The organism is Mesorhizobium sp. f-mel, assembly GCF_053850215.1.
In genome coordinates this window covers 23138-45769 of the sequence record NZ_JBSPTO010000014.1, presented here as the reverse complement: position 1 = coordinate 45769, position 22632 = coordinate 23138, and the positions used below count along the sequence as shown (strand labels likewise).

The 22632-nt window shown below is 62.9% G+C and carries 22 protein-coding genes and 1 pseudogene; 14 read left to right on the top strand and 9 right to left on the bottom strand.

The annotated features are described in order from the left end of the window. Nucleotides 1–13: 13 nt before the first annotated feature. Nucleotides 14–934: a LysR family transcriptional regulator gene (locus ACWUKX_RS18095; RefSeq protein WP_456008228.1), complete on the bottom strand. Its 921-nt coding sequence runs from the start codon at nucleotides 932–934 to the stop codon at nucleotides 14–16. Between the two features lie 139 nt (nucleotides 935–1073). Between ACWUKX_RS18095 and ACWUKX_RS18090 the strand changes: the two genes are divergently transcribed. Genes ACWUKX_RS18090 through ACWUKX_RS18070 form a run of 5 tightly spaced genes read left to right on the top strand, consistent with a single transcriptional unit; the run spans nucleotide 1074 to nucleotide 6187 of the window. Further along, nucleotides 1074–2291, top strand: coding sequence for a urate hydroxylase PuuD (locus ACWUKX_RS18090; RefSeq protein ID WP_456008227.1), 1218 nt, complete (start codon nucleotides 1074–1076; stop codon nucleotides 2289–2291). Between the two features lie 2 nt (nucleotides 2292–2293). Beyond that, nucleotides 2294–3619 carry a guanine deaminase gene (guaD, locus tag ACWUKX_RS18085; RefSeq protein ID WP_456008226.1) on the top strand — a complete coding sequence of 442 codons (1326 nt, stop codon included), beginning with the start codon at nucleotides 2294–2296 and terminating at the stop codon, nucleotides 3617–3619. Nucleotides 3620–3639: 20 nt separating this feature from the next. Continuing rightward, complete coding sequence (locus tag ACWUKX_RS18080; RefSeq protein ID WP_456008225.1) at nucleotides 3640–4374, top strand: aspartate/glutamate racemase family protein; 735 nt, start codon at nucleotides 3640–3642, stop codon at nucleotides 4372–4374. A gap of 47 nt (nucleotides 4375–4421) precedes the next feature. Next, nucleotides 4422–4925, top strand: coding sequence for a heme-degrading domain-containing protein (locus ACWUKX_RS18075; protein WP_029347573.1), 504 nt, complete (start codon nucleotides 4422–4424; stop codon nucleotides 4923–4925). Further along, a complete protein-coding gene (locus ACWUKX_RS18070) occupies nucleotides 4922–6187 on the top strand; it encodes a glycerate kinase type-2 family protein (RefSeq protein WP_065006094.1) in 1266 nt (421 codons plus the stop codon). The genes ACWUKX_RS18075 and ACWUKX_RS18070 overlap by 4 nt, the downstream gene beginning before the upstream one ends. A gap of 2 nt (nucleotides 6188–6189) precedes the next feature. On the opposite strand, the gene ACWUKX_RS18065 is transcribed toward ACWUKX_RS18070, so the two are convergent. From ACWUKX_RS18065 to ACWUKX_RS18055, 3 genes are all read right to left on the bottom strand, one after another. Beyond that, on the bottom strand, nucleotides 6190–6930 hold the full coding sequence (locus tag ACWUKX_RS18065) for a UdgX family uracil-DNA binding protein (RefSeq protein ID WP_456008224.1): 741 nt from the start codon (nucleotides 6928–6930) through the stop codon (nucleotides 6190–6192). 71 nt (nucleotides 6931–7001) lie between these two features. Then, nucleotides 7002–8387 carry a glutamine synthetase family protein gene (locus tag ACWUKX_RS18060; RefSeq protein WP_456008223.1) on the bottom strand — a complete coding sequence of 462 codons (1386 nt, stop codon included), beginning with the start codon at nucleotides 8385–8387 and terminating at the stop codon, nucleotides 7002–7004. Nucleotides 8388–8436: 49 nt separating this feature from the next. Next, nucleotides 8437–9819 carry an aspartate aminotransferase family protein gene (locus ACWUKX_RS18055; protein ID WP_456008222.1) on the bottom strand — a complete coding sequence of 461 codons (1383 nt, stop codon included), beginning with the start codon at nucleotides 9817–9819 and terminating at the stop codon, nucleotides 8437–8439. 147 nt (nucleotides 9820–9966) lie between these two features. On the opposite strand from ACWUKX_RS18055, the gene ACWUKX_RS18050 reads away from it, so the two are divergent. Beyond that, nucleotides 9967–10365: a hypothetical protein gene (locus ACWUKX_RS18050; protein ID WP_456008221.1), complete on the top strand. Its 399-nt coding sequence runs from the start codon at nucleotides 9967–9969 to the stop codon at nucleotides 10363–10365. Nucleotides 10366–10449: 84 nt separating this feature from the next. On the opposite strand, the gene ACWUKX_RS18045 is transcribed toward ACWUKX_RS18050, so the two are convergent. Together ACWUKX_RS18045 and ACWUKX_RS18040 are read right to left on the bottom strand one after the other, a co-directional pair. Next, entirely contained in the window at nucleotides 10450–11424 is a 975-nt protein-coding gene (locus ACWUKX_RS18045; RefSeq protein WP_456008220.1) for a WD40 repeat domain-containing protein, read from the bottom strand. 261 nt (nucleotides 11425–11685) lie between these two features. Then, the gene (locus ACWUKX_RS18040; RefSeq protein ID WP_456008219.1) at nucleotides 11686–12753 is read right to left on the bottom strand and encodes a CobW family GTP-binding protein; all 1068 of its coding nucleotides are present in this window, start codon (nucleotides 12751–12753) and stop codon (nucleotides 11686–11688) included. Nucleotides 12754–12950: 197 nt separating this feature from the next. Here ACWUKX_RS18040 and ACWUKX_RS18035 point away from each other — a divergent pair, with 197 nt between their 5' ends. After that, nucleotides 12951–13676: an intradiol ring-cleavage dioxygenase gene (locus tag ACWUKX_RS18035; RefSeq protein ID WP_456008217.1), complete on the top strand. Its 726-nt coding sequence runs from the start codon at nucleotides 12951–12953 to the stop codon at nucleotides 13674–13676. Between the two features lie 216 nt (nucleotides 13677–13892). Beyond that, nucleotides 13893–14363, top strand: a complete 471-nt coding sequence (locus tag ACWUKX_RS18030; protein ID WP_036267548.1) for a MarR family winged helix-turn-helix transcriptional regulator — start codon at nucleotides 13893–13895, stop codon at nucleotides 14361–14363. A gap of 16 nt (nucleotides 14364–14379) precedes the next feature. Here ACWUKX_RS18030 and ACWUKX_RS18025 read toward each other — a convergent pair whose 3' ends face one another. Continuing rightward, on the bottom strand, nucleotides 14380–15258 hold the full coding sequence (locus tag ACWUKX_RS18025) for an AraC family transcriptional regulator (protein ID WP_287093945.1): 879 nt from the start codon (nucleotides 15256–15258) through the stop codon (nucleotides 14380–14382). Between the two features lie 35 nt (nucleotides 15259–15293). Between ACWUKX_RS18025 and ACWUKX_RS18020 the strand changes: the two genes are divergently transcribed. From ACWUKX_RS18020 to ACWUKX_RS18000, 5 genes and pseudogenes are all read left to right on the top strand, one after another. Next, on the top strand, nucleotides 15294–15701 hold the full coding sequence (locus tag ACWUKX_RS18020) for a DUF2000 family protein (RefSeq protein WP_456008215.1): 408 nt from the start codon (nucleotides 15294–15296) through the stop codon (nucleotides 15699–15701). A 153-nt stretch (nucleotides 15702–15854) separates the two neighbouring features. Further along, nucleotides 15855–16734 (top strand): annotated as a pseudogene (locus ACWUKX_RS18015) (DMT family transporter). Nucleotides 16735–16856: 122 nt separating this feature from the next. Beyond that, entirely contained in the window at nucleotides 16857–17879 is a 1023-nt protein-coding gene (locus ACWUKX_RS18010) for a LacI family DNA-binding transcriptional regulator (protein WP_082982104.1), read from the top strand. Continuing rightward, the gene (locus tag ACWUKX_RS18005) at nucleotides 17876–18859 is read left to right on the top strand and encodes a 2-hydroxyacid dehydrogenase (RefSeq protein WP_456008214.1); all 984 of its coding nucleotides are present in this window, start codon (nucleotides 17876–17878) and stop codon (nucleotides 18857–18859) included. The genes ACWUKX_RS18010 and ACWUKX_RS18005 overlap by 4 nt, the downstream gene beginning before the upstream one ends. Before the next feature lie 83 nt (nucleotides 18860–18942). Next, the gene (locus tag ACWUKX_RS18000) at nucleotides 18943–19341 is read left to right on the top strand and encodes a hypothetical protein (protein ID WP_456008212.1); all 399 of its coding nucleotides are present in this window, start codon (nucleotides 18943–18945) and stop codon (nucleotides 19339–19341) included. Nucleotides 19342–19362: 21 nt separating this feature from the next. Here the strand turns inward: ACWUKX_RS18000 and ACWUKX_RS17995 are convergent, their stop codons facing one another. Continuing rightward, nucleotides 19363–20136, bottom strand: coding sequence for a gamma-glutamyl-gamma-aminobutyrate hydrolase family protein (locus ACWUKX_RS17995; RefSeq protein ID WP_456008211.1), 774 nt, complete (start codon nucleotides 20134–20136; stop codon nucleotides 19363–19365). A 289-nt stretch (nucleotides 20137–20425) separates the two neighbouring features. Here ACWUKX_RS17995 and ACWUKX_RS17990 point away from each other — a divergent pair, with 289 nt between their 5' ends. Further along, nucleotides 20426–21535 carry a TRAP transporter substrate-binding protein gene (locus ACWUKX_RS17990; protein WP_456008210.1) on the top strand — a complete coding sequence of 370 codons (1110 nt, stop codon included), beginning with the start codon at nucleotides 20426–20428 and terminating at the stop codon, nucleotides 21533–21535. A 62-nt stretch (nucleotides 21536–21597) separates the two neighbouring features. Here ACWUKX_RS17990 and ACWUKX_RS17985 read toward each other — a convergent pair whose 3' ends face one another. Then, nucleotides 21598–22620 carry a zinc-dependent alcohol dehydrogenase family protein gene (locus ACWUKX_RS17985; RefSeq protein ID WP_456008209.1) on the bottom strand — a complete coding sequence of 341 codons (1023 nt, stop codon included), beginning with the start codon at nucleotides 22618–22620 and terminating at the stop codon, nucleotides 21598–21600. Nucleotides 22621–22632: the final 12 nt, after the last annotated feature.

The following is a 22632-nucleotide window of genomic DNA, read 5'->3' as shown; positions in this document are numbered from 1 at the left end:
GGCCAGCCGGCGATCATTTGCCTGCCAGAATATCCTTGATCAGCCGTTGGCAGCGCTCGGCCATGAAATCGAGCAGCAGCCGCACCTTCGGGTCCTGCAGCTTCTTGTGCGGGTAGACGGCGGCGAACTGCACCGGTGTCGGCGGCGTGTCGGGCAGGATCATCTTCAGCCGCCGGTCGCGGATGAACGGCTCAACCTCGAAGCGCGGCTTGTTGATGATGCCGCGGCCGGACAGCGCCCAGCCGGTCAGCACGTCGCCATCGTCGGTGTCATAAGGCCCATGCACTTCGAATTTCCGCGGTCCGTCAGCCGTCTGCAGCGTCCAGACGTATTCGCGCGCGCCGGAATAGCGAAGCATCAGGCAGTCGTGCTTCTTGCCGATCAATTCCTGCGGTTCGGTCGGCTCGCCGCGCGCCTCAAGATATTTCGGCGCCGCCACCAGCACCCGCTCGCACTCCATGATGCCGCGCATCCTGAGGCTGGAATCCTCGATGATACCGAGCCGGAAGGCAACGTCGATGCCTTCCTTCATGATGTCGACATTGTGGTCTGAAAGCCTCAGCCGCACCTCGATATCAGGGTATTTGTCGTGGAAATCTGGGATGCCCGAGGCCACCAGCCGCCGGCCGAGGCCGAGCGGCGCTGTCACCTTGATGGTGCCGCGCGGCTGGCCGGACAACGCGCTGACCGCGGCCTCCGCCTCGGTGACCGCCTCAAGCACCTGCTTGGCGCCGGAGTAGAATACCGTGCCGTGCTCAGTCGGCATTAATTGCCGCGTCGTGCGGTTGAACAGCCTGACACCAAGGTGCTTTTCGAGCTCCTTGATGCGGTTGGAGGCGACCGCCGGCGAAATGCGCATGTCGCGGCCCGCCGCCGATAGATTGCCAAGCTCGACGACGCGGACGAAAACGGCGATGTTGTCGAGGTAGGCCATGCGGCTTAGGGCTCTCATACGGCTGCGTAGGGATAACCCTAATATTTTCCATTTTTTTTTGAAAGTCATCGTGCAGCTCGGCCCTTTCCGTTTGCGCTCCAGTCCGTAAAGTCAGCCGATCGGCAGGGACGACTTTTCAATGTTGGATTTCGCGATTTTCTGGGACTGGCTGAGTTTCGCCGTGCGCTGGCTGCATGTCGTTACCAGCATAGCGTGGATCGGTTCGTCCTTTTATTTCGTCGCGCTCGATCTTGGCTTGCGCCAGCGACCGGGCATGCCTGTCGGCGCCTTCGGCGAGGAATGGCAGGTGCATGGCGGCGGCTTCTATCACATCCAGAAATATCTGGTGGCGCCGGCCGAAATGCCCGAGCACCTGACCTGGTTCAAATGGGAATCCTACGCCACCTGGCTGTCGGGCTTTGCCATGCTGTGCGTCGTCTACTATGCCGGGGCGGACCTCTTCCTGATCGATCCCAATGTGCTTGCCATGTCGGTGCCTACAGGCATCTTGCTGTCACTGGCGACGATCGGTGTCGGCTGGGTGGTCTACGATCTCTTATGCCGTTCGCCGCTTGGCAACAGCGACACCGGCCTGATGCTGGTGCTCTATGGCGTGCTGGTGTTCATCGCCTGGGGTCTTACCCACCTGTTCACCGGCCGCGCCGCCTTCCTGCATCTTGGCGCTATCACCGCAACGATCATGTCGGCCAATGTCTTCATGGTCATCATCCCGAACCAGAAGATCGTCGTCGCCGACCTGATCGCCGGCCGCAAGCCCGCCCCGAAATACGGCAAGATTGCCAAGCAGCGCTCGCTGCACAACAATTACCTGACGCTGCCCGTTTTGTTCCTGATGCTGTCGAACCACTACCCGCTGGCGTTCGGCACCGAGTTCAACTGGGTGATCGCCTCGCTGGTTTTCACCATCGGCGTGCTGATCCGGCACTATTTCAACACGATGCATGCGCGCAAGGGTAACCTGACCTGGACCTGGCTGGCTGCCGCCGTCCTGTTCGTAATCATTATCTGGCTGTCAACGGTGCCGAAAGTGCTGACCGGCGAAGTCAAGGCGACCTCTGCGGCACAGGTCTATGTCGCCTCGGCGCACTTTCCCGCAGTGCGCGACACGGTGCTTGGCCGCTGCTCGATGTGTCATGCGCGGGAGCCATCCTACGAGGGCATCTATCACGCGCCGAAAGGTGTGATGCTCGACACCGACGCCGGTATCGCCGAGCAAGCCCGCGAGATCTACCTGCAGGCCGGCCGCAGCCACGCGATGCCGCCCGCCAACGTCACCCATATCACCGACAAGGAGCGGGCGCTGCTGGTGGCATGGTTCGAGCAGGCAGGGGAATAAGCATGACCAGCACACTCCTGCGCGGCCGCACGCTGTCTTTCCTGCGCTGGCCTGAGACCGTCGACGACCATTCCGCCTGGCGCTACGAGGACGACGGCGGCCTGCTGCTCCGCGACGGCAGGATCGTTGCCGCGGGCGCCTACGCCGACGTCGAGAAAAAAGCTGATGAAGGCGTAAAAAAGATCGACCACCGCCCGCACCTGCTGCTGCCTGGCTTCATTGACGCGCATGCGCATTTTCCGCAGATGCAGGTTATCGCTTCCTACGGCGCCGAGCTGCTCGACTGGCTGAACACTTACACTTTTCCCGAGGAGACAAAATTCCAGAACGCCCAGCATGGCCGCCGCATCGCCAGGCTGTTCCTCGACGAGATGGTGCGCCACGGCACGACGACAGTCGCCGCCTATTGTTCGGTCCACAGGGAATCGGCCGAAGCGTTCTTCGCCGAGTCGCATGACCGCAACATGCTGAACATCGCCGGCAAAGTGATGATGGATCGCAACGCGCCGGAGGGCGTGCTCGACACGCCGCAATCGGCCTATGACCACAGCAAGGCGCTGATCGCCGAGTGGCACGGCAAGGGGCGCCAGCACTATGCCATCACACCGCGCTTCGCCATCACCTCCTCACCCGAGCAACTGGAGATGGCGGGCGCCCTCTGCCGCGAATATCCCGATCTGCACATGCAGACGCATCTGTCGGAAAACCACGCCGAGATCGCCTTTACGCTGCAACTCTATCCGCAGGCACACGACTATACCGATGTGTACGAGCATTATGGGCTGCTCGGGCGCAAAAGCCTGTTCGGCCACTGCATCCATCTGTCGGAACGCGAGGCGGATGCGCTTTCGGACACGGGCTCGGTGGCCGTGTTCTGCCCGACCTCGAACCTGTTCCTCGGTTCGGGCCTGTTCGATTACCAGCGCTTTCGCACGCGTGACAAAGCCCTCCGAATCGCGGCCGCCACCGATGTCGGCGGCGGCACCAATTACTCGATGCTGCGCACCATGGATGAGGGCTACAAGGTGATCGCGCTGAACGGCGAGAAGCTCAACCCGTTCCAGTCGTTCTGGCAGCTCACCCGCGGCAATGCCGAGGCGCTGTCGGTCGTGGAAAGGATCGGCACGCTGGACCAAGGCAGCGATGCCGACATCATCGTCCTCGATGCCCGCGCCACGCCGGCCATGCGGCTGCGGATGGAGACGGCGGACACGCTGGCGGAGGAACTGTTTCTGCTGCAGACGCAGGGCGACGACCGCGCCGTGCGCGAGGTCTATGTCGCCGGACGTGCGATGAAAAGCGATCTGGGACTTAACGTCGGGCTATGAAGTAATCGGTGGGTTCAAGCATGACAGTGCGCCAGTCCAAGCTGATCGGAATGGTCGGAGGAATGAGCTGGGAGTCGAGCGCCCTCTACTACCGGCTGCTGAACGCGGCCGCACATCGCCGGCTTGGCGGCCATCACAATGCGCGCTCCGTGCTGTTCACGCTCGATTTCGACGAACTTAACACCATGGCTTCCATGGGTCGATGGGATAGCGTCAGTGAAAGAGTTGCCGAGGTCGCGCGGTGCCTGGAAAGGGCCGGGGCAGACTTCGTGATCATCACGGCGGTAACCCCGCACTCGGTTGCAGATCAGGTTGAGGCGGCGATTGGTATCCCGTTGCTCCATCTGGCCGATCCGACTGCAGTTGCGATCCGCAACGGGGGTTTCTCGCGCGTCGGACTTTTGGGAACCCGATACACGATGGAAATGGATTTCTTCAGGCAACGGCTCAGGGACCGTCATGGCCTCGACGTGATCACGCCGCCACAGGAGCAGCGCACCGCTCTGCACCGGATCATCGTTGACGAGCTGACCTTGGGCGCCGTCAAGAACGCCTCCAAGGCGGCGCTCATGCAAATGGCGCGTGATCTCCAGGCCCGGGGCGCGGAAGCGATCATCGTCGGCTGCACCGAACTGCCGCTTCTGCTCGACACGGACGACTATCCTGTGCCAGCCTTCGACGTAACGGTTCTTCATGCCGAGGCCGCGGTCGATCTGGCCCTGGAGACGGATCCGCGTGAAGCATCCGAGGCTTGACCCGGCGGCAACCATCGGTCAAAGCGTGGGGTTGACAGGGGAACGACATGGCCGTTGCGGACGATATCGCTCTGATCCAGAAACAGGAAGCCGAGCTTGTCTTCCCGGCCTTTGATGAGGCTGTCGCCTTCAAGATCGGCTCGGCGATCCGCGACCGGGCACTAGCCGAGAATCTGCCGATCATCGTCGATATCAGAACCTTCGACCGGCCGCTGTTCTACGCGGCAATGCCGGGCTCGAACGCCTCCAATCCGGATTGGGCGCGGCGCAAGATCAACGTAGTGCGGCGGTTCCTGAAAAGCACCTACCGCATGGTGCTGGAGCAGCAGCGTCCCGACCGCAGCTTCAAGCCGGGCGAGGGGCTCGACATATCAGACTACGTGCTGGCCGGCGGCGGTTTTCCAGTCACGGTCAAGGGCGCCGGTGTGATCGGTGTGATCGCGGTCTCGGGCCTGCCGGAGCGCGAGGATCACGGCGTCGTCGTCGATGCGCTGTGCAGCCATCTCGGCGTCGACGGGTGCGAGCTGGCACTGCCGCCGGAAGCAAAATGACCGAGATCGATCCCAAGACCTTCCTCACCGCCATCTTCAATGCCGCCGTCGCCGCTGCCGATCCGCAGAGGACCATCAGGGATCACCTGCCGGCAAGGCCGAAAGGGCGCACCATCGTCGTCGGTGCCGGCAAGGGTTCGGCGCAGATGGCGGCGGCTTTCGAGAAGGTCTGGGACGGGCCGATCGAAGGGCTGGTCGTCACCCGCTACGGCTACGCTGCGGCATGCCAGCGCATCGAGATCATCGAGGCGGCGCATCCGGTGCCGGACGTCGCAGGGCTCGAAGCGTCGCGCCGGCTGCTCGAAAAAGTTCAGGGGCTGACCGCGGATGATCTGGTCGTGGCGCTCATTTCCGGCGGGGGCTCGGCGCTGCTGCCGGCGCCCGCGGAAGGTCTGACGCTGGCCGACGAGATCGCCGTCAACGAGGCGCTGCTCGCCTCCGGCGCGCCGATCGCCGCCATGAACACTATCCGCAAGCATGTTTCCATTATCAAGGGCGGTAGATTGGCCGCGGCCGCCTATCCGGCCAAGGTCATGTCGCTGGTCGTCTCCGACATTCCGGGCGACAATCCGGCGCTGGTCGCCTCCGGTCCGACCGTTCCCGATTCGGGCAGCCGCCAAGAGGCGCTGGCATCGATTGCCGCCTATGGCATGAAACTGCCGGCTGCGGTGATGGCGCATATCAATTCGCCGGCCGCAGATGCGCCGCGCGCCGACGATTCGCGTTTTTCGCGCAACGAAGTGCATCTGATCGCCTCGGCCGGCGTATCGCTGGAAGCGGCTGCAGCCGAAGCCAGGCGCCATGGCATCGAGGCGGTCATCCTCTCCGATTCCATCGAGGGCGAGGCACGCGAGGTCGGCGGTGTCCACGCTGCGATCGCCCGCGAAGTCGCGACGCGCAACCGGCCCTTCCGAAAGCCCGTGTTGGTCTTGTCTGGTGGAGAGACGACGGTGACTTTGCGGGCAAAAGGCAAGGGCGGCCGTAACAGCGAGTTCCTGCTCGCCTTCGCTATCGGCATCAGCGGCATGGATGGCATCCACGCGCTGGCCGCTGACACCGACGGCATCGACGGCTCTGAGGACAATGCCGGCGCCTTCGCCGATGGCTCGACGGTGTCGCGGATGCGGGCGACGGGCGTCGATGCTAAGGCTATGCTCGCTGGCAACAATGCCTGGACGGCATTCAACGTCGTCGGCGATCTTTTTATGCCCGGCCCGACCGGGACGAATGTCAATGACCTAAGGGCGATCCTGATCAGATAGGTTCAGGCCGCCATCAGCTTTTTTACCGCCTTCATGTCCTGCAGGAACCGCTCGCGCTCGGCCTGTTTGTCCGCCGGCTCGCGAATACGGAGGATGAAGGACGGGTGGATGGTGACGAACACACGCAAGCCATCGTCGCGCTCCACGACCTCGCCGCGCATCTTCATGATCGGCACGACCTTGCCGAGCAGCGACTGCGCCGCTGTTGCGCCGAGCGCCACCGCCAGATTGGGCTTGATCATTTCGAGCTCCTTGTCGAGCCACCAGCGGCAGGCCTGCACCTCGCCGGCATTTGGCTTGGAGTGGATGCGCCGCTTGCCGCGCGGCTCAAATTTGAAATGCTTGACCGCGTTGGTGACATAGACTTTCAACCGGTCGACGCCGGCATCCTCAAGGATGGCGTCGAAGACCTTGCCCGCCGGCCCGACGAAGGGTTTGCCGGCCAAATCCTCCTGGTCGCCAGGCTGTTCACCGACGAAGATCACCTTGGCCTTGTCAGGCCCTTCGCCGAACACGGTCTGTGTTGCATTGCGCCAAAGCGGGCAGCGGCGGCAGGCTTTCGCCACTTCGCTGAGTTCGGGAATAGATCTTGCGTCGTCGCCTTCCGTCGTCTCAGGCAATTCAGGCTTCGGCCAGCGTCTTGCCTGCACCTTAGCGCGGTGTGGCGTGGGATTTGTCTGCATCCTGGCAATCATGGCTGATGCGGCCTTGTCCGCTGCTGCGATCAGACACGCAATGAGCAAAGCCCGCGGAAGGTTCCGTTGAAATTACACACGCCTGCGCCTTCACCGGCGGATGGCCGACAACGCGATGCCTACACCTCGTGCAGATAGAGATGATAATCCAGTTCGCTGACCGTGCGCGCCACGCGCAGATATTCGGATTGCTTGATCGCCACAAATGTACGGTGCAGGTCTTCGCCCAGTGCGCCTTTGAGGAACGTCGACGCGCGCGCGGCCTCGATCGCGGCGCGCCAGTCCACCGGCATGGTAGTGCGCGTGATTGCCGATTCGTAGCCATTGCCGGTGGTTTCGGGGCCGGGATCGAGGCCTTCGTCGAGACCCTTAGTGATGCCGGCCAGAACAGTTGCCGCTACCAGATAGGGGTTGGCGTCGACGCCCGACGGCCGGTGCTCGATACGCCGGTTTTTCGCATCACCCGCCGGCACGCGCAGCGCCACCGAGCGGTTGTTGACGCCCCAGGTCGGCGCCACCGGCGCATAGGATTGCGAAACGAAACGCCGCCATGAATTGGCGTGCGGCGCAAACACCAGCATCGATTCGGCCATGGTCTGGATGAGGCCGCCAAGGCCGCGCAGCAGCGGCAAGGACCAAGTCTCGCCGATAGCCTCAGTGAAGACGTTCTTGCCGGCGTTGTCCCGCAGCGAGACATGGAAATGCATGCCAGAGCCGGCATATTTCTCGATCGGCTTGGCCATGAAGCAAGCGGTGACGCCGTGGCGGCGCGCCTGTGCCCGCACCAGCCGCTTCAGCATGACGAGGTCGTCGGCCGCCCGGATCACATCGTTGCGGTAGTTCAGTGTCAATTCGTACTGGCCGGGCGCATATTCGGAAATGACCGTCTCGGCCGGGATGCCTTGCACCTTGGCCGCGGCATAGATGTCGGAAAACAGCGGCTCCATACCGTGCAGATGGTCGACGGAATAGACCTCGGTCTTGGCCGAGCGTCGGCCGTCGAGCACCGCGTGCGCCGGCTGCACCTTGCCGTCGGCGTCGCGCTCGTTGGCGAGCAGGAAGAATTCGAGTTCGAAGGCGCCGGCCGGATGCAGGCCCTTGGCCGCCAGTATCTCCACCTGACGGGCCAGCGCCAGCCGCGGGTCGGAGGACATGGGCTGACCGTCGAGATGGTACATCGCCATCAGCACCTGGCCGCGCGGCGGCTGTGTGCCGAACAGCGGCACCAGCGTGCCGGGGATCGGCCATGCCCGCAGGTCGCCGTCGCCGGTCGTCCAGATCAGCCCAGTCTCGTGAACGTCCTCGCCGGTGATGTCGAGACCGAGGATCGAGATCGGCATGTGCCGGCCGCCCTCGAAGATGCTCTTCAATTCGTGCCGGCGCACGATCTTGCCACGCCCGACGCCATTGGCGTCGGTCAGCACGATGTCGAACGCTTCGATTTCGGGATGGGAGTCGAGAAAGGTCTGCGCCTCGGCAGGCGTCGAGCCCGAAGGTGATGTCATAATGGCGTTCAAAATTTGCTTGTGCGCTTCTCTCATGTGCAAGCTTGTCTCATGCCGCGAGCCTTGCCGCAACCGCGCCGAAGGCGGTGATCAGGCGGTTGACCTGGGTGGCGCTGGTCGCCGGCGAGATCAGCATCATGTTGTGGAACGGCGCAATCAGCACGCCGCGATTGACCAGTGCGACGTGGATAGCCGCTTCGAGCTCCGGCGCGTGCGCTGTTTCCGCCTCGCCGCCATTCCTCAGCGGGCCAGGTGCGCAGATGAACTCGACGCGCGCGCCGACTCGGGCAACATGCCAGGGCAGGCGGCAACGGTCGATGACGGCGGTCAGCCCTGCGTCGAGCCGCCGCGCCAGATGGTCCATATGGTCGTAGTTCTCCTCGGTCATCACCTCTTCGAGCGTGGCGCGCATTGCCGCGAACTGCAGCGGATTGGCCGACAGCGTCGTACCCATGCCGGAATAGCCTGGTTCCTTGGCGCTGATATAGTCGGTATAGCGGCTGGCGACGTCTTCGCTCATCCCCCACACGCTGGCCGGCACGCCACCGGCGATTGGCTTGCCGAGCACGAACAGGTCCGGCTCCAAGCCGTGTTTCCTGGTGTAGCCGCCCGGACCGGTCGAGATCGTGTGCGTCTCGTCGATCAGCAGCAGGGTGCCGGTTGCGCGGGTGAGACGGCGTAGCGCGTCGTGGAAGCCGGGTTCGGGCAGCACCATGCAGGAATTGGTCAGCACCGGCTCGGTGATGACGCAGGCGATACCCTTATTCCGGAGCACGGCCTCGAGTGCCGGCACATCGTTGAACTCGATGACATCGGTCGTCCGGGTCAGGTCGCGGAATTCGCCGGCCAGTCCCGGCCGGTTGGCCGGTCTGCCGCCGACCAGCCGCACCATCGTCTCGTCAACCGAGCCGTGATAGCAGCCGTTGAAGACCAGGATCTTTTCCCGGCCGGTGATGGTGCGGGCGACGCGCAGCGCAAAGCGATTAGCATCGGTCGCCGTCGTCGCGATCTGCCAGAACGGCAGGCCGAAGCGCTGTTGCAGCAACGGGCCGATCGCCACCGCATCTTCTGAAGGCAGCATGTAGGTGAGGCCGTGTCCGGCCTGCCGGCGGATGCCGCGCGCGACCGGCGGCGGCGAATGGCCGAACATCGAGCCGGTGTCGCCGAGGCAGAAATCGTCGAGCCGGTTGCCGTCGATATCGGTGATGGTGGCGCCTCTGGCGCTGTCGACCAGGATCGGAAACGGCGTCGGCCAGTCGTTCATCCAGTGCATCGGCACGCCGCCGAAGAAGCCCGGCAGGCCGTTGCCGACCTTGGCTGCCGATTTCGGCCTTGCCTTGCGGAAGGCTTCGGCCTCGGTCTCGCGCAAATCGGCTATGCGGGCAGTGCTGATGCCGCCGATGGAAGTCTTTAAATGGTCGATTGTATGCATGAAGGTCCCTCTCATACGTCACTCTGCCAATCGGCGTCCGGAACCGCAACTGGCCGCACAGCTGTCCTGCATTGGTTCAGCGGCCACGGTGAAGAGGACGGGCGCTTGACCTGAGGGCATCCTCCAGCATCAATGCGGATAGGGTTTGTGGCTGGGGAAAGAAAGATGCGGGCGATCTTCTGTGCAACAACGATGCTGTTATCGGCCGGCTCGGCCTTCGCCACCGGCGGCATCTGGTGCTCGGCCGAGGATGCAGCGGTGAAATTCCAGGTCGAAGCCGGCGTCACCAGAGGCATGGGCGGTCCAACGTTCAATTTTCGCGGCGATCTCGAAATTCTCGGCAGACCCGTCGGGGACGATTTGCGCAAGACAGTGTTCGAGGATTCCAACCTCACGCAATACTGGCTCGACGGCAAGGAATTGCGGCTGCTCGTCTATCGCGAGCACGAGGTCGCAAACACCTACAGCTCTGTCGAACTGACGATCGTGACCAAGTCCAGTGAAGAAGGCACCTATGACGGGGCGCTATTCGCTCGCCATCTATGAGGGCACGGCTGACACGGGTGGCGATGACATGCCTGCCGCGTTGACCGGCAAAGTCTCCTGCGGGGCCGAGTAGAGAACTCCCGGTTATGCGGAAATATCGATGACGCCGCAATCGCCGGCGGCACTGCCGAAGGCGACGCGGCGTTCCTCCCTATCCCACATCATCGAGGTGATGGCGCCCTTGCCCGGTCGGCGCAGAAGCACCTCTTTGGCGTCAGCGAAACGCACCGCCATCACCATGCCGTCGTCATAGCCGACGGCGACGACATCCTGGCTTGGATGGCAGGCGACCGAGGTCACCATGGCGTTGCCGCGCGTGCCGAGTTCCAGCGGCGCCTTGCCCATCGGCCCGTCCTTGCCCGAAAACGGCCAGACGATCGCCGCCGGTGCGCCGGAACTGGCCAGCCATTTTCCCTTGGCGCTCCACGACAGGCTTTTGACTTTGCCGGGATAGCCGCTCATGCGCATGTGCTTGCCGTCGGCCAGCTTCCAGCCATGTAGGGCGTTCTCCTGCATGGTGGTGACGAGGAAGGCGCCATCCGGCGAGAAGGTGATGCCGGTATGGGCGCCGGCCCATTCCAGCTCGACTGGCTTGCCGTCCGCCGCCGGAAAATGCAGCGTCGCGCCATTGTAGCGGGCGACGCCGAAGCGCATGCCCTTGGGCGAGAACGCCAGCCCTTCGACCGAACGCGGATGCATGAATTCTTTAGTCTTGCCGTCGGCAAAGCGCACAAAGGCGATTTTGCCCGAGGCATAGGCGACGGCGCCTTGTGGTCCGGCGGCGACGCTGGTGATCCATTTTTTCCCGGCGCTTGCCAATTCTGCCGCATTGCCGCCGGCGGTAACCGAAAAAATCTTGCCGTCTTCGCCGCCGGTGATCAGCCGGTCGTTGGCCGCATCGTGGAACGCGGCGAGCAGCCCGTCATTGGCCTGCGCCGTCTTGTGGCCATGGTCCAGCCGATGGATTGTGCCGTCGGCCAGTGCGAAATGCGGTACGTCGCCAAGGAAGACGGCGGCGATGCAATGACCCTGGAGATCAAGTGGGGCGACTGTGGGCATGTGAGACTATTCCATTCGAGATTTCGGCGGGTCGTCTACCCCCGCGCGGGAGCCGCCAGCGCGGGTAGGTGCAGCTCTCCTTCTCCGCTTGTGGGAGAAGGTGGATTGGCGCGCAGCGCCAAGACGGTTGAGGGGTGCTGGACGGAGTGCCGTCGTTGCCAAGCTGGAACACCCCTCATCCGACCGAGCTTCGCTCGGCCACCTTCTCCCGCAAGGGGAGAAGGAAAGAAGCGGCAGCGCTAGCGTTATAAGGCCTGGAAATCAAGCGGCCTGGCAGGCGTCAAAACTCTTCTTCAGCCGCTCGGCGTCGAGCTCGCGGCCGATGAACACCAGCCGGCTCTCGTGCTTCTCGCCGTCCTTCCAGGCGCGCTGGTGGTCGCCCTCGACGATCATGTGGACGCCCTGGATAACGTAGCGCTCGTCATCGCCCTTGAGCGCGATGATGCCCTTCAGCCGCAGGATGTTCGGGCCTTCCATCTGGGTGATCTTCTCGATCCACGGGAAGAACTTCTTCGGGTCCATCTCGCCGCCGCGCAGCGACACCGATTGCACCGTCACGTCATGGATATCGGAAGGGTGCGTGTGATGATGGTGGTCATGCCCGTCATGGTGATGATGCCCATCATGATCGTGATGGTCATGGTCATGGTCATGGTGATCATGGTCGTCATGCGCCTCGAGGAAGTGCGGATCGTTCTCCAGCGCTCGGGAAAGATCGAAGGCGCCACGGTCGAGCACCTCGGACAGCGCCAGGCCGGCGCGGGTGGTGCGATGAATCCTGGCCGCCGGGTTTATCGCGCGGATCGTCGCCTCGACCTTGCTCAGTTCCTCCGGCGTGACGAGATCGGTCTTGTTGAGCACGACGACATCGGCAAAGGCGATCTGGTCCTCGGCTTCGCGGGAATCCTTCAGCCGCAACGGCAGGTGCTTGGCGTCGACCAGCGCCACCACGGCGTCGAGCCTGGTCTTGGAGCGCACATCGTCGTCCATGAAGAAGGTCTGCGCCACAGGCACCGGATCGGCGAGGCCGGTCGTCTCCACCACGATGGCGTCGAAACGGCCCGGCCGGCGCATCAGGCCCTCGACAACGCGGATCAGGTCGCCGCGCACCGTGCAGCAGACGCAGCCATTGTTCATCTCGTAGATTTCCTCGTCGGATTCCACGATCAGCTCGTTGTCGATGCCGATCTCGCCGAACTCATTTACGATGACGGCGTAGCGCTTGCCGTGGTTTTCCGAAAGGATGCGGTTGAGCAGCGTCGTCTTGCCGGCGCCGAGATAGCCGGTGAGAACGGTTACGGGGATCTGCGTCGTCTGTGCATCGCTCATGTTGGGCCTCGAAAAGGATTGTTGGCTCCATATAGGATGTGCGCCGTGCTTTTGCACGCGGCAAACCAATGGGCCAAACACGTCGCCAACATTGCCGGGCTTTCCCAACATCGCTGAACTTTCATTGGCGCTGGCGGATTTCACTGCCTAGATAAGAACAAGGCAGCTTGCTCGAAAGAAACCAAAAGAGGCGCCGAATGTCCGACAAACCGTCCCCGTTGAGCCGGCGTCAGGCGCTCGGCTTCATTGCCGTCAGCGCCGGCGGCGGCGTCTTCCTTCCGGGCATCGCGCTGGCTCAGCAGGCCTCGCCCTATGCCGGGCTTGCCCTGTTCGATAGCGGTGCCGGCGTTTGCGCGATCACGCCGGAAGCGACTGAGGGGCCGTTCTATTTCGACCCGAGGCTCCAGCGCGCCGATATCACCGAAGGCAAAGCGGGCATTGCTCTCAATGTGCGGCTGCAGGTGGTCGACGCGGCCTGCCGACCGCTTGCCGACGCGCGTGTCGACATCTGGCATTGCGACGCGCAAGGGCATTATTCAGGCTATCCGGGACAAGGCGACGGCCAGGACGTCGATACGTCAGGCCAGAGTTTTCTGCGCGGTTGGCAAAAGACCGACGAGAGCGGTATCGTCTCGTTCGCCACCATCTATCCCGGCTGGTATCGCGGCCGCACCACCCACATCCACTTCAAGGTCTTCCCCAACGATAATTCGGTGATGACCGGCCAGCTGTTTTTCCCCGATAGTCTGAGCGAGCAGATATTCACCACTGTCGCGCCTTACACCGACCGGTCCGGCAAGCGCGATACGTCGAATGCCAGGGACGGTATCGCGCGGCGCGCTGGGCCGCTGTCGCAGGCGGCGCTGCGCGAGGTGGCGGAGGCCTACCAAGCGCTGATGATCGTCGCGATGAAGGCTGGTTGAGTCTCGTCGTGTGTGGAGTGCTCCTGCTGCAAGCGTCCACCTCTACCGAAAAGTCGTTTGTCATCTAACTGAAATAAACATCTGGCATTAGCCACGGCGGACACCGCATTGCTTGCCGGCAAAGCTGTTTTGCAAAGCCGGATCTTTGATCGTCGATTGCCAACCGGGCGGCTGCCTCTATGCTGTCCGCACCGGTTCGGCCGAAGAGGGATGACCATGGCCAAGGCGGACAAGACTGCGACAATGAGCCGGCTGCATTCGGCGGCGCGGCTGGCACGTACTGCGCTGGCGGCGCGGCTTCTAGGGCACGGCTTCTATGCCGGTCAGGACCAGATCATGCTCGCGCTCGACCGTGAGGACGGGCAGACGCCCGGCAATCTTGCCGGTCGCCTCGGTGTGCGCCCGCCGACCATCACCAAGACCATCAACCGGCTGCAGGCGCAGGGCTTCCTGGAAAAGCGCGCCTCTTCCGCCGATGCCCGCCAGGCCCATATCTTTCTGACCGACACGGGCCGCGAAATCATTCATGCCATCGAGAAATCGGTGAAGAAGACCGAGAAGCAGGCGCTGAAGGGTCTCGATAAAAAGGACCAGAAGGCGCTGTTCAAGCTGCTCGCCCGCGTTGAGGCGAACCTCTCGAACGGCGAGATGGTTCTCGTCGACGATGAGATCGACGCCGACGAATGATCAGCGGCTGACGCCATCAGGCAGCGGCTGCTGACGATCCATGGACCAATGCCGACCAGCGGCCCGGCGTGACACCGAACGCTTTCTTGAAGTGTCTGTTGAAATGACTTTGGTCGCTGAACCCGGCCGCTATCGCGATCTGCGCCAGTGGCTCGCTCGCCTCGATCATGCGGCGTGCTCGTTGAAGCCGGCGCATCAAGAGAAAGCGATGCGGGCTGGTGGAGAAGGCAGCACGGAAATGCCGCGATAGGGCGTAGCGATCCAGCCCGGTGATCGCCTCCAACTCGTCGGAGCGGACGATACGGAAAACATTCTCTTCCAGATAGTCGCGCGCCAGGCTGGCCGCGCGCCATGCTGTCCTTGGGATCGGTTTCGCCGGCAGGCCTGCATGCCGTGCCAGGCTTCGCATCAGCTGCGCAATGAAGTCGGCGACAAAGAGATCGTCCAGCTTCTGGTCCAACGGCCCCAGCGCCGAAAGCAGCCTCGTGCGGAAGACAGGATCCGTCACCACGGCATCCCTGACGAAAGGCAGCGATGCGTCGATCGTATCAAGGCAGTCCAGCACGACGGACGGCTCCAGATAAAGCATCCTGTAACGCAGGCCCTCTTCGGTGCCGGCACCGCCGTCGTGCAATTCGTCGGGATGGAGCACGATAATCTGGCCGGGCAGGCTATGATGCGACGCGCCGCGATAACGGAAACTCTGGACGCCATGCAGCGTCACGCCGATGGCGTAGGTATCGTGACGATGGAGATCGAACGCGCTGCCGTGGAACCGGGCCTCGATACGCTCCATGCCGGCGGAATCGGGTGCCGAGATGACGCAGTTCTCAGCCGCGTCAACGCACAAACGTCCAAGACCTTGGAAGGCCTCGCCATCTAGACTGTGTGACATCGCTTCACTCACAAACCTCGAATGGCAAATGTCTCATGTTCGACACGAAATTTGCAATCGTGCTGCAGGACGACCTTCCCGTCTGGCAAAAGCTCAATGTCACCGCCTTCCTGACCAGCGGTATCGTTGCGCAGTATAGCGAGATCATCGGCGAACCCTATCGCGACCGCGCCGGCAATATCTACAATCCGCTCTCGATCCAGCCGGTCATCGTGCTTTCGGCCGATCGCCCGACGCTCAGTGCGATCCACCGGCGGGCGCTGGACCGCGGTGTGACGACCTCGCTCTACGTCGACGAAATGTTTTCGACCGGCCACGACGCGGCGAACCGCGCCGTCTTTGCCGAATTCGCACCCGACGACGCCAAGGTCGTCGGCATCGCGGTGCGTACCGAAAAGAAGCTTGTCGACAAGATCACCAGGGGCGCCCGTATGCATCCCTAGTGCACGTAGTCAGCTGTTGTCAGCCTCCTCTGGCTTGCCGGCAGGTGACAATTGCCTCAAAGGTAGGGCTCTGCCCTGCTTCCATCCGGCCTGAAATTGAGTGCTCTCCCAAGACAAGACGAAAGCGCGACGCCTCCGGCGGCGATCCTCTGCATGCTTTCCGTCTATGTATTTTTCACCGTCCTCGACACCAGCAGCAAATATCTTGTCATGGCCGGCGTCTCGGCGCTGATCGTCGCCTGGGCTCGCTTCGCCGTCCATGTCGTGCTTGTCGGTGTCTTTCTGCGCGGATGGCGCGAGCCGGCGCGCTTTCGCGCCAACAATCTGCCGGCGCATATCCTGCGCGGCGCCTTCCTGTTTGGATCGACCATTTGCAACGTCATGGCGCTGCGAACCTTGCAGCTGGCCGAAACCACATCGATCTATTTCTTCGCGCCGATGGTGATCACAGCAATCGCCGGTCCTTTGCTCGGTGAATGGGCTGGCTGGCGGCGCTGGCTGGCAATCCTGAGCGGCTTCGTCGGCGTCCTCATCATCACCCGGCCAGGCGTTGGCGTCTTTGGCGTCGGCCATCTCTTCGCGCTCGATGCTGTCGAACTGTTTTTACGTCATCATGACGCGGCGCATGTCGGCCACGGAAACCTCGGAGAGCCTCATTCTCTTTTCGGCGCTGGCGCCGGCCGTACTTCTCCTGCCGATGCTGCCGTTTTCGCTTTCGCTGCCGCAGGATAGCTGGCACTGGTTCATCCTGCTGATGCTTGGCGTCTTTGGCGCAATCGGCCACTGGCTCCTGGTTCAGGCCTATCGTCTTGCCACCACCACGGCATTGGCTCCCTATCCCTATTCACAGATGATCTGGATGATCATTGTCGGCTGGATTGTCTTCAACCAGTTTCCCGACCGCTGGACGCTCGTCGGGGCGATCGTCATCGTCGCCAGCGGCCTTTATATCGTCCATTGCGAGCACCGGCTTCGCGTGCGCAACCGCGCCGCCCTCGACGTCGAGGTGGAAGCGCTGGCAAAAAAACTTTGATTTGTTCCGGAAGGGTGGCATAAGGCCGCGTTTAAACTGTTTAGATCATGATCCCGAAAGTGGCATCCGGTTTTCGCTGGAGATCATGGATCAGCTCTAGATCGTCGGGGGAGCGCAAGGCGCTGGCACAGAAGATCAAGCTTTCGACGATCGCGGATGCGCTCGGTGTGTCCACGGCCACGGTCTCGCTGGCTCTGCGCGACAGTCCGCTGGTTGCCGGAAACACCCGCGACCGCATCAAGGAACATGCCCGCGCCATCGGCTATATCTACAATCGCCGTGCCGCCAGCCTGCGCACCTCGCGTTCGGGCATCGTCGGCGTCGTCGTTCACGACATCATGAACCCGTTCTTCGCCGAGATACTGCGCTCGATCGAAAGCGAGCTCGATCGCAGCCGGCAGACCTTCATCCTGTCGAACCATTACGACCAGCTCGAAAAGCAGCGCACCTTCATCGACACGCTTTTGCAGCTCGGCGCCGACGGCGTCATCATGTCGCCGGCCATCGGCACGCCGCCCGAAGACATATTCATGGCCGAGGAAAACGGCCTGCCCGCTGTGCTGATCGCGCGCACCGTCGAAGGCGCCGACGTGCCGGTGTTTCGCGGCGACGATGCCTACGGCACTGGGCTTGCCACCAACCATCTGATCTCGCTCGGCCACAAGCGCATCGCCATGGTCGGCGGCACCGACCAGACCTCGACCGGCCGCGATCGCTACCAGGGCTATGTCAACGCTATGGAGGCGGCCGGGCTGGAGGTCAGGCCGTCCTGGCGCATCGCCGGTCCGCGCACCAAGCAGGCCGGCTTCGAGGCCGCCGGGCAGTTCCTTGCGCTGAAGGACAAGCCGACCGCGGCCTGCTGCTGGAACGACCTCGTCGCCATCGGCCTGATGAACGGTATTGCACGCGCCGGGCTGGTGCCGGGCATTGACATCTCCGTCACCGGCTATGACGATCTCGAGGAGGCGGCGATCGCGACGCCGGCGCTGACCACCGTGTGGAACGGCCAGCGTGAAGTCGGTCGCCGCGCAGCCAGCGCGCTGCTCGACAAGCTCAATGGGCAGATGGTGCGGCCGTCGCAGGAACTGATCAAGCCGGAACTGCATGTGCGCCAGTCGACCGGCAAACCGGTGGAGCGTGAATGACAAAAGCCGAACAGCACCAAGCAGTCGCCATTCTGGTGCCGGGCCAATTCAATGATCATGCGGTCGGTCGCATCGACCGGACGTTCAGCCGCGTCTGGATCGAACGGGCCGATGCGTCGCTGGTCACCGACGAGCTGCGCCGGACGGTGCGCGGCATTGCCGCCTTTGGCGGGATCAACGCAACCCTCATCGACGCGCTGCCGAACCTCGAGATCATCGCCAATTTCGGCGTCGGCTATGATTCGGTCGATGCCCATCACGCAGCACAGCGCGGTGTCATGGTCACCAACACGCCTGACGTGCTGACCGAGGAGGTCGCCGACACGGCGATCGGGCTTTTGATCAACACCATCCGCGATCTGCCGCGCGCCGAGACCTGGCTGCGCGACGGCAGTTGGGCACGCAACGGCAACTATCCGCTAAGCCGGCTGACTTTGCGCGGTCGCAGCGCTGGCATTTTCGGCATGGGCCGCATTGGTCTCGCCATTGCGCGCCGGCTAGAGGCCTTTGGGCTGCCGATCGCCTATCACAATCGGCGCCGCGTCGAAGGCTTGGCCTACGAATACCACGGCACGCTGAAAGGCCTTGCCGAGGCGGTCGATACGCTGATCTCGGTGGCGCCCGGCGGCGCCTCGACGGAAAAGGCGGTCAACGCCGAGATCCTGTCGGTGCTTGGCCCGAACGGCGTCTTCGTCAACATCGGTCGCGGCAGCACGGTGGACGAGGCAGCTCTTGCCGCAGCCCTGGCCAATGGCACCATCGCAGCTGCCGGGCTCGACGTCTTCGCCGATGAGCCGAACGTGCCGCCGGCGCTGCTCGCTGCTCCCAACACCTCGCTTTTGCCGCATGTCGGCTCGGCTTCGGAACATACCCGCCGCGCCATGGCCGATCTGTGCGTCGACAATCTGATTTCCTGGTTTTCGGAAGGGAGGGCGCTGACGCCGGTGCCGGAAACGGAAAAGGTCAAGGCGCGCAGCTGAGTGGCATGCTTTCTTATTTGTTAACTGCGGCTTAACGCTTTGAAATCATTTTATATCTTTCGCCAAACACCCGGAGAACGCAGATGAAAGCACTTGCTGCATTGATGGCGGTGGCCGCGCTGTTCGGCAGCGTTCAGCTGTTTCACGGCGGCAGCGGCGAAGGCCGCACAGCCGCCGATGAGCCAACGCTGTCGCCCGACGACTACAGGCTGGTGGCCAATGGCGACGAAGCCTCCTGCGCGGTCAAGCGCGGCACTGAGATTTCGCATGGCCTGTCGCTGTTGACGGTCACTGCGAATTGCCGCCGGGTCTTGCCCGGCATCGAGCGCGCGAAATTCTGGCGTGAGCAGGATGACGGCACGGTCACCTTCAGCGCGAATGGCATCGACCCGATCGTCACTTTCGGCGTCGCCGACGGCGACGGTTATGAATCCTACGCGCCAGCCCTGCCGCTGCTGTCGCTGGCGGCCGGCAGCGATTGATGTTGACGTCTGACCGCTGAACTATTCCGCGGCAGCCCGCGTGCCGGATTTCGCTGCGGCGTGCAGGCGCACCGCGTCGCCGAAGGCGCGGAATATCCTTGCTGAGATGCTGTCCGACTTGACCCAGTATTCGGGATGCCACTGGACGCCGACGGCGAAAGCACGGGCGTCCCGCACCGAAACCGCCTCGACCGTGCCGTCACTGGCGACCGCCTCTATCTGCAGCTTCGGGCCGAGCCGGTCGATGGCCTGGCGGTGCACCGAATTGACCATGATGTCGCCCGCGCCGAAGACGCCGGCGAGGCAGGTTCCAGGCTTGATCGAAATGGCCTGGCGGATGGCGAAGCGTTCGTCCTGATTGTCGCTCGCCGGTGCGCGATGGTCCAGCGATCCCTCGCGCTCCTGTATTTCTGTGGCCAGCGTGCCGCCCAGCGCCACATTCATTTCCTGGATGCCGCGGCAGATGGCGAGCAGCGGCACGCCGCGCTCCACTGCCTTGCGGATCAACGGCAGCGTCGTCGCGTCGCGGGCAGGATCGTAGGGACCATTGGCCTCGCTGGCATCGCCGCCATAGAGCGAGGGATGCACATTGGACTTCGAACCGGTGACCATGACGCCGTCGACCAATGACAGGAGTTCGTCGAAATCGAGCCGGTCGCCGAAGGACGGCACCAGCACCGGGAATACGGCGGCGCCCGAAAGCGCCGCCTCCAGATATTGCTGCGGAACGCCATGCCAGGTGTAGTTGTCGAACTGGCGGACGTCGGTCGATATGGCGACGAGCGGCTGCTGCATTTTTGATCCGGGTTCCATTCAGTGCAGGGACATATTCTGCCTTTAAAATAGGCGATCCGAAGGCGCTTTGCCATGACAAGTTCGGCATGTCGCATGGTCCACGGAAACGGCGTTAGACTTAAGTTGCAAGAGGTGCGTTCGCGCCGCGAATTTCGCGGAGACGCCGCCGGCAAAACCGGCTGCCATGGCTGGACTCGACTTCTTGCCCGTGTATTGTCTGCCGCGAAGCCGATCCGGGGCACAGAGCATTTCCCGAACGTCGGTCTATTGATCCAATAGGGAGGACTTCATGGATCGTCGATCATTCATCCGCAAGGCCGGCGCGACCGGTGTGGGCGCCGCGGCGGCTACAGCAGCGCTTGCCGCGCCGGCTATCGCCCAATCCAATCCGAAAGTGACATGGCGCCTGGCGTCGTCCTTCCCGAAATCTCTCGACACGATCTACGGCGGCGCCGAGGTCTTTTCCAAGATGCTTTCGGAGGCAACCGACGGCAACTTCCAGGTCCAGGTCTTCGCCGCAGGTGAACTCGTGCCCGGCCTGCAGGCCGCGGACGCCACCACCGCCGGCACCGTCGAGGCCTGCCATACGGTGGCATATTATTATTGGGGCAAGGACCCGACATGGGCGCTGGGCGCTGCGGTTCCGTTCTCGCTCAACGCGCGCGGCATCAATGCCTGGCATTACCACGGCGGCGGCATCGACCTGTTCAACGAGTTTCTCGCCACGCAGGGCCTTTTTGGCTTGCCGGGCGGCAATACCGGCGTGCAGATGGGCGGCTGGTTCCGCAAGGAGATCAACACCGTTGCCGACCTTTCGGGCCTCAAGATGCGCATCGGTGGCTTTGCCGGCAAAGTGGTGGAAAGGCTCGGCGTGGTGCCGCAGCAGATCGCCGGCGGCGACATCTATCCGGCGCTGGAAAAAGGCACCATAGACGCCGCCGAGTGGGTCGGCCCTTATGACGATGAGAAGCTCGGATTCTACAAGGTCGCGCCGAATTATTATTATCCCGGCTGGTGGGAAGGCGGGCCGACCGTCCATCTGATGTTCAACAAGGCGAAATACGAAGAGCTTTCACCGGCCTATAAGGCGCTGGTGCACACCGCCGCGCAGGCCGCCGACGCCAACATGCTGCAGAAATACGACTTTCTGAATCCGGCGGCCGTGAGGCGGCTGGTGTCCGGGGGCGCCAAATTGCGCCCGTTCAGCCCGGAAATTTTGGCAGCCTGCTTCGAAAAGGCAAACGAGGTCTATGCCGAGATGGAAGCCTCGAACGCGCCGTTCAAGAAGATCTGGGACTCGATCAAGGCGTTCCGCAAGGAGCACTATCTCTGGGCGCAGGTGGCCGAGTACAATTACGACACCTTCATGATGGTCCAGCAGCGCACCGGCAAGCTCTGACAACAGTTACGGCGCCACGCGCTCTTCGGACGCGTGGCGCCGTCACACTTCGATTTGCCGGATCAGCGCGGCACAACCAGCACCTTGACTTCGCCTGGCGCAGGCGGATTGGCGATCACCGCAGCCGCCTCCTCAAGCGTCACATGCCGTGAGATGAGTTTGTCGATCTCGATCGCACCCGAGGCGATGAGATCGGCGCCCCGGCGATGCGTAAACGGATTGAGAAACGAGCCCAGGACCCTCAATTCCCGGAACAACAGGTCGAAAGGTTCGAACTCGGCCTTCATGCCTTGAGGCATCACGCCGACGACGACAACCGTACCGCCGGCTTTGGCCAGCCGCATCGATTGCTCGACTGTCTCTCTTACGCCAGCACATTCGAACACCACATCGACACCGCCTGGCATCAGGCCCGACGCACCGACGACCGTGTCGATGATATCGCAAGCGCTTGGGTCGACCGTCGCCGTTGCGCCCAATTCTTCGGCGAGGGCACGCCGCGAGGCCTGCCGCGTCGACAGGATGATTGTCGTCGCGCCGGCAAGCCTCGCCAGTTGCACGGTGAGCAGGCCGATCACACCGCCGCCAAGCACGGCGACCGAGGAGCCGGGTCTGATCTGCGCCAGGTCCATGCCATGCAGGCAGCAGCCAAGTGGCTCGCAGAATGCTCCATGTGTCGGCTTAAGGTCTTTCGGAAGGAGGAAGGCCTGCTTCTGAGGCAGCAGTACATATTCGGCGAAGCCGCCGTCGCGGCGGATGCCGATGGCAATCAGATTATGGCAGAGATTGATGCGACCGGCATGGCAGTGCGGACAGCTCCCGCAGGCGATGTTGGGATCGCCGGTGACGCGGTCGCCGACCGAAAAGCCGGACACTCCGGTTCCAATCGCCTCGACGATCCCGGAGAGTTCATGTCCGAGCGTCACCGGCGGCGTACAGGGAAATTCGCCATGGAAAAGATGCCGGTCGGTTCCGCAGACGCCGCATGCCTCGATCCGCACCAGGAGATCGTCCGGCCCGGCGGCCGGTTTGCCGACCTCCCGCAGGGCGATATTGCCTACGCCCTCCAGCCGCACCGCTTTCATGTCTGTTGAACC

What these genes read in the sequence shown, in the direction of transcription:
- ACWUKX_RS18095 (WP_456008228.1), bottom strand. Translation starts at nt 934, where the DNA reads ATGGCCTACCTCGACAACATCGCCGTTTTCGTCCGCGTCGTCGAGCTT.
- ACWUKX_RS18090 (WP_456008227.1), top strand. Translation starts at nt 1,074, where the DNA reads ATGTTGGATTTCGCGATTTTCTGGGACTGGCTGAGTTTCGCCGTGCGC.
- guaD (WP_456008226.1), top strand. Translation starts at nt 2,294, where the DNA reads ATGACCAGCACACTCCTGCGCGGCCGCACGCTGTCTTTCCTGCGCTGG.
- ACWUKX_RS18080 (WP_456008225.1), top strand. Translation starts at nt 3,640, where the DNA reads ATGACAGTGCGCCAGTCCAAGCTGATCGGAATGGTCGGAGGAATGAGC.
- ACWUKX_RS18075 (WP_029347573.1), top strand. Translation starts at nt 4,422, where the DNA reads ATGGCCGTTGCGGACGATATCGCTCTGATCCAGAAACAGGAAGCCGAG.
- ACWUKX_RS18070 (WP_065006094.1), top strand. Translation starts at nt 4,922, where the DNA reads ATGACCGAGATCGATCCCAAGACCTTCCTCACCGCCATCTTCAATGCC.
- ACWUKX_RS18060 (WP_456008223.1), bottom strand. Translation starts at nt 8,387, where the DNA reads ATGACATCACCTTCGGGCTCGACGCCTGCCGAGGCGCAGACCTTTCTC.
- ACWUKX_RS18055 (WP_456008222.1), bottom strand. Translation starts at nt 9,819, where the DNA reads ATGCATACAATCGACCATTTAAAGACTTCCATCGGCGGCATCAGCACT.
- ACWUKX_RS18045 (WP_456008220.1), bottom strand. Translation starts at nt 11,424, where the DNA reads ATGCCCACAGTCGCCCCACTTGATCTCCAGGGTCATTGCATCGCCGCC.
- ACWUKX_RS18040 (WP_456008219.1), bottom strand. Translation starts at nt 12,753, where the DNA reads ATGAGCGATGCACAGACGACGCAGATCCCCGTAACCGTTCTCACCGGC.
- ACWUKX_RS18035 (WP_456008217.1), top strand. Translation starts at nt 12,951, where the DNA reads ATGTCCGACAAACCGTCCCCGTTGAGCCGGCGTCAGGCGCTCGGCTTC.
- ACWUKX_RS18030 (WP_036267548.1), top strand. Translation starts at nt 13,893, where the DNA reads ATGGCCAAGGCGGACAAGACTGCGACAATGAGCCGGCTGCATTCGGCG.
- ACWUKX_RS18025 (WP_287093945.1), bottom strand. Translation starts at nt 15,258, where the DNA reads ATGTCACACAGTCTAGATGGCGAGGCCTTCCAAGGTCTTGGACGTTTG.
- ACWUKX_RS18020 (WP_456008215.1), top strand. Translation starts at nt 15,294, where the DNA reads ATGTTCGACACGAAATTTGCAATCGTGCTGCAGGACGACCTTCCCGTC.
- ACWUKX_RS18005 (WP_456008214.1), top strand. Translation starts at nt 17,876, where the DNA reads ATGACAAAAGCCGAACAGCACCAAGCAGTCGCCATTCTGGTGCCGGGC.
- ACWUKX_RS18000 (WP_456008212.1), top strand. Translation starts at nt 18,943, where the DNA reads ATGAAAGCACTTGCTGCATTGATGGCGGTGGCCGCGCTGTTCGGCAGC.
- ACWUKX_RS17995 (WP_456008211.1), bottom strand. Translation starts at nt 20,136, where the DNA reads ATGCAGCAGCCGCTCGTCGCCATATCGACCGACGTCCGCCAGTTCGAC.
- ACWUKX_RS17990 (WP_456008210.1), top strand. Translation starts at nt 20,426, where the DNA reads ATGGATCGTCGATCATTCATCCGCAAGGCCGGCGCGACCGGTGTGGGC.
- ACWUKX_RS17985 (WP_456008209.1), bottom strand. Translation starts at nt 22,620, where the DNA reads ATGAAAGCGGTGCGGCTGGAGGGCGTAGGCAATATCGCCCTGCGGGAG.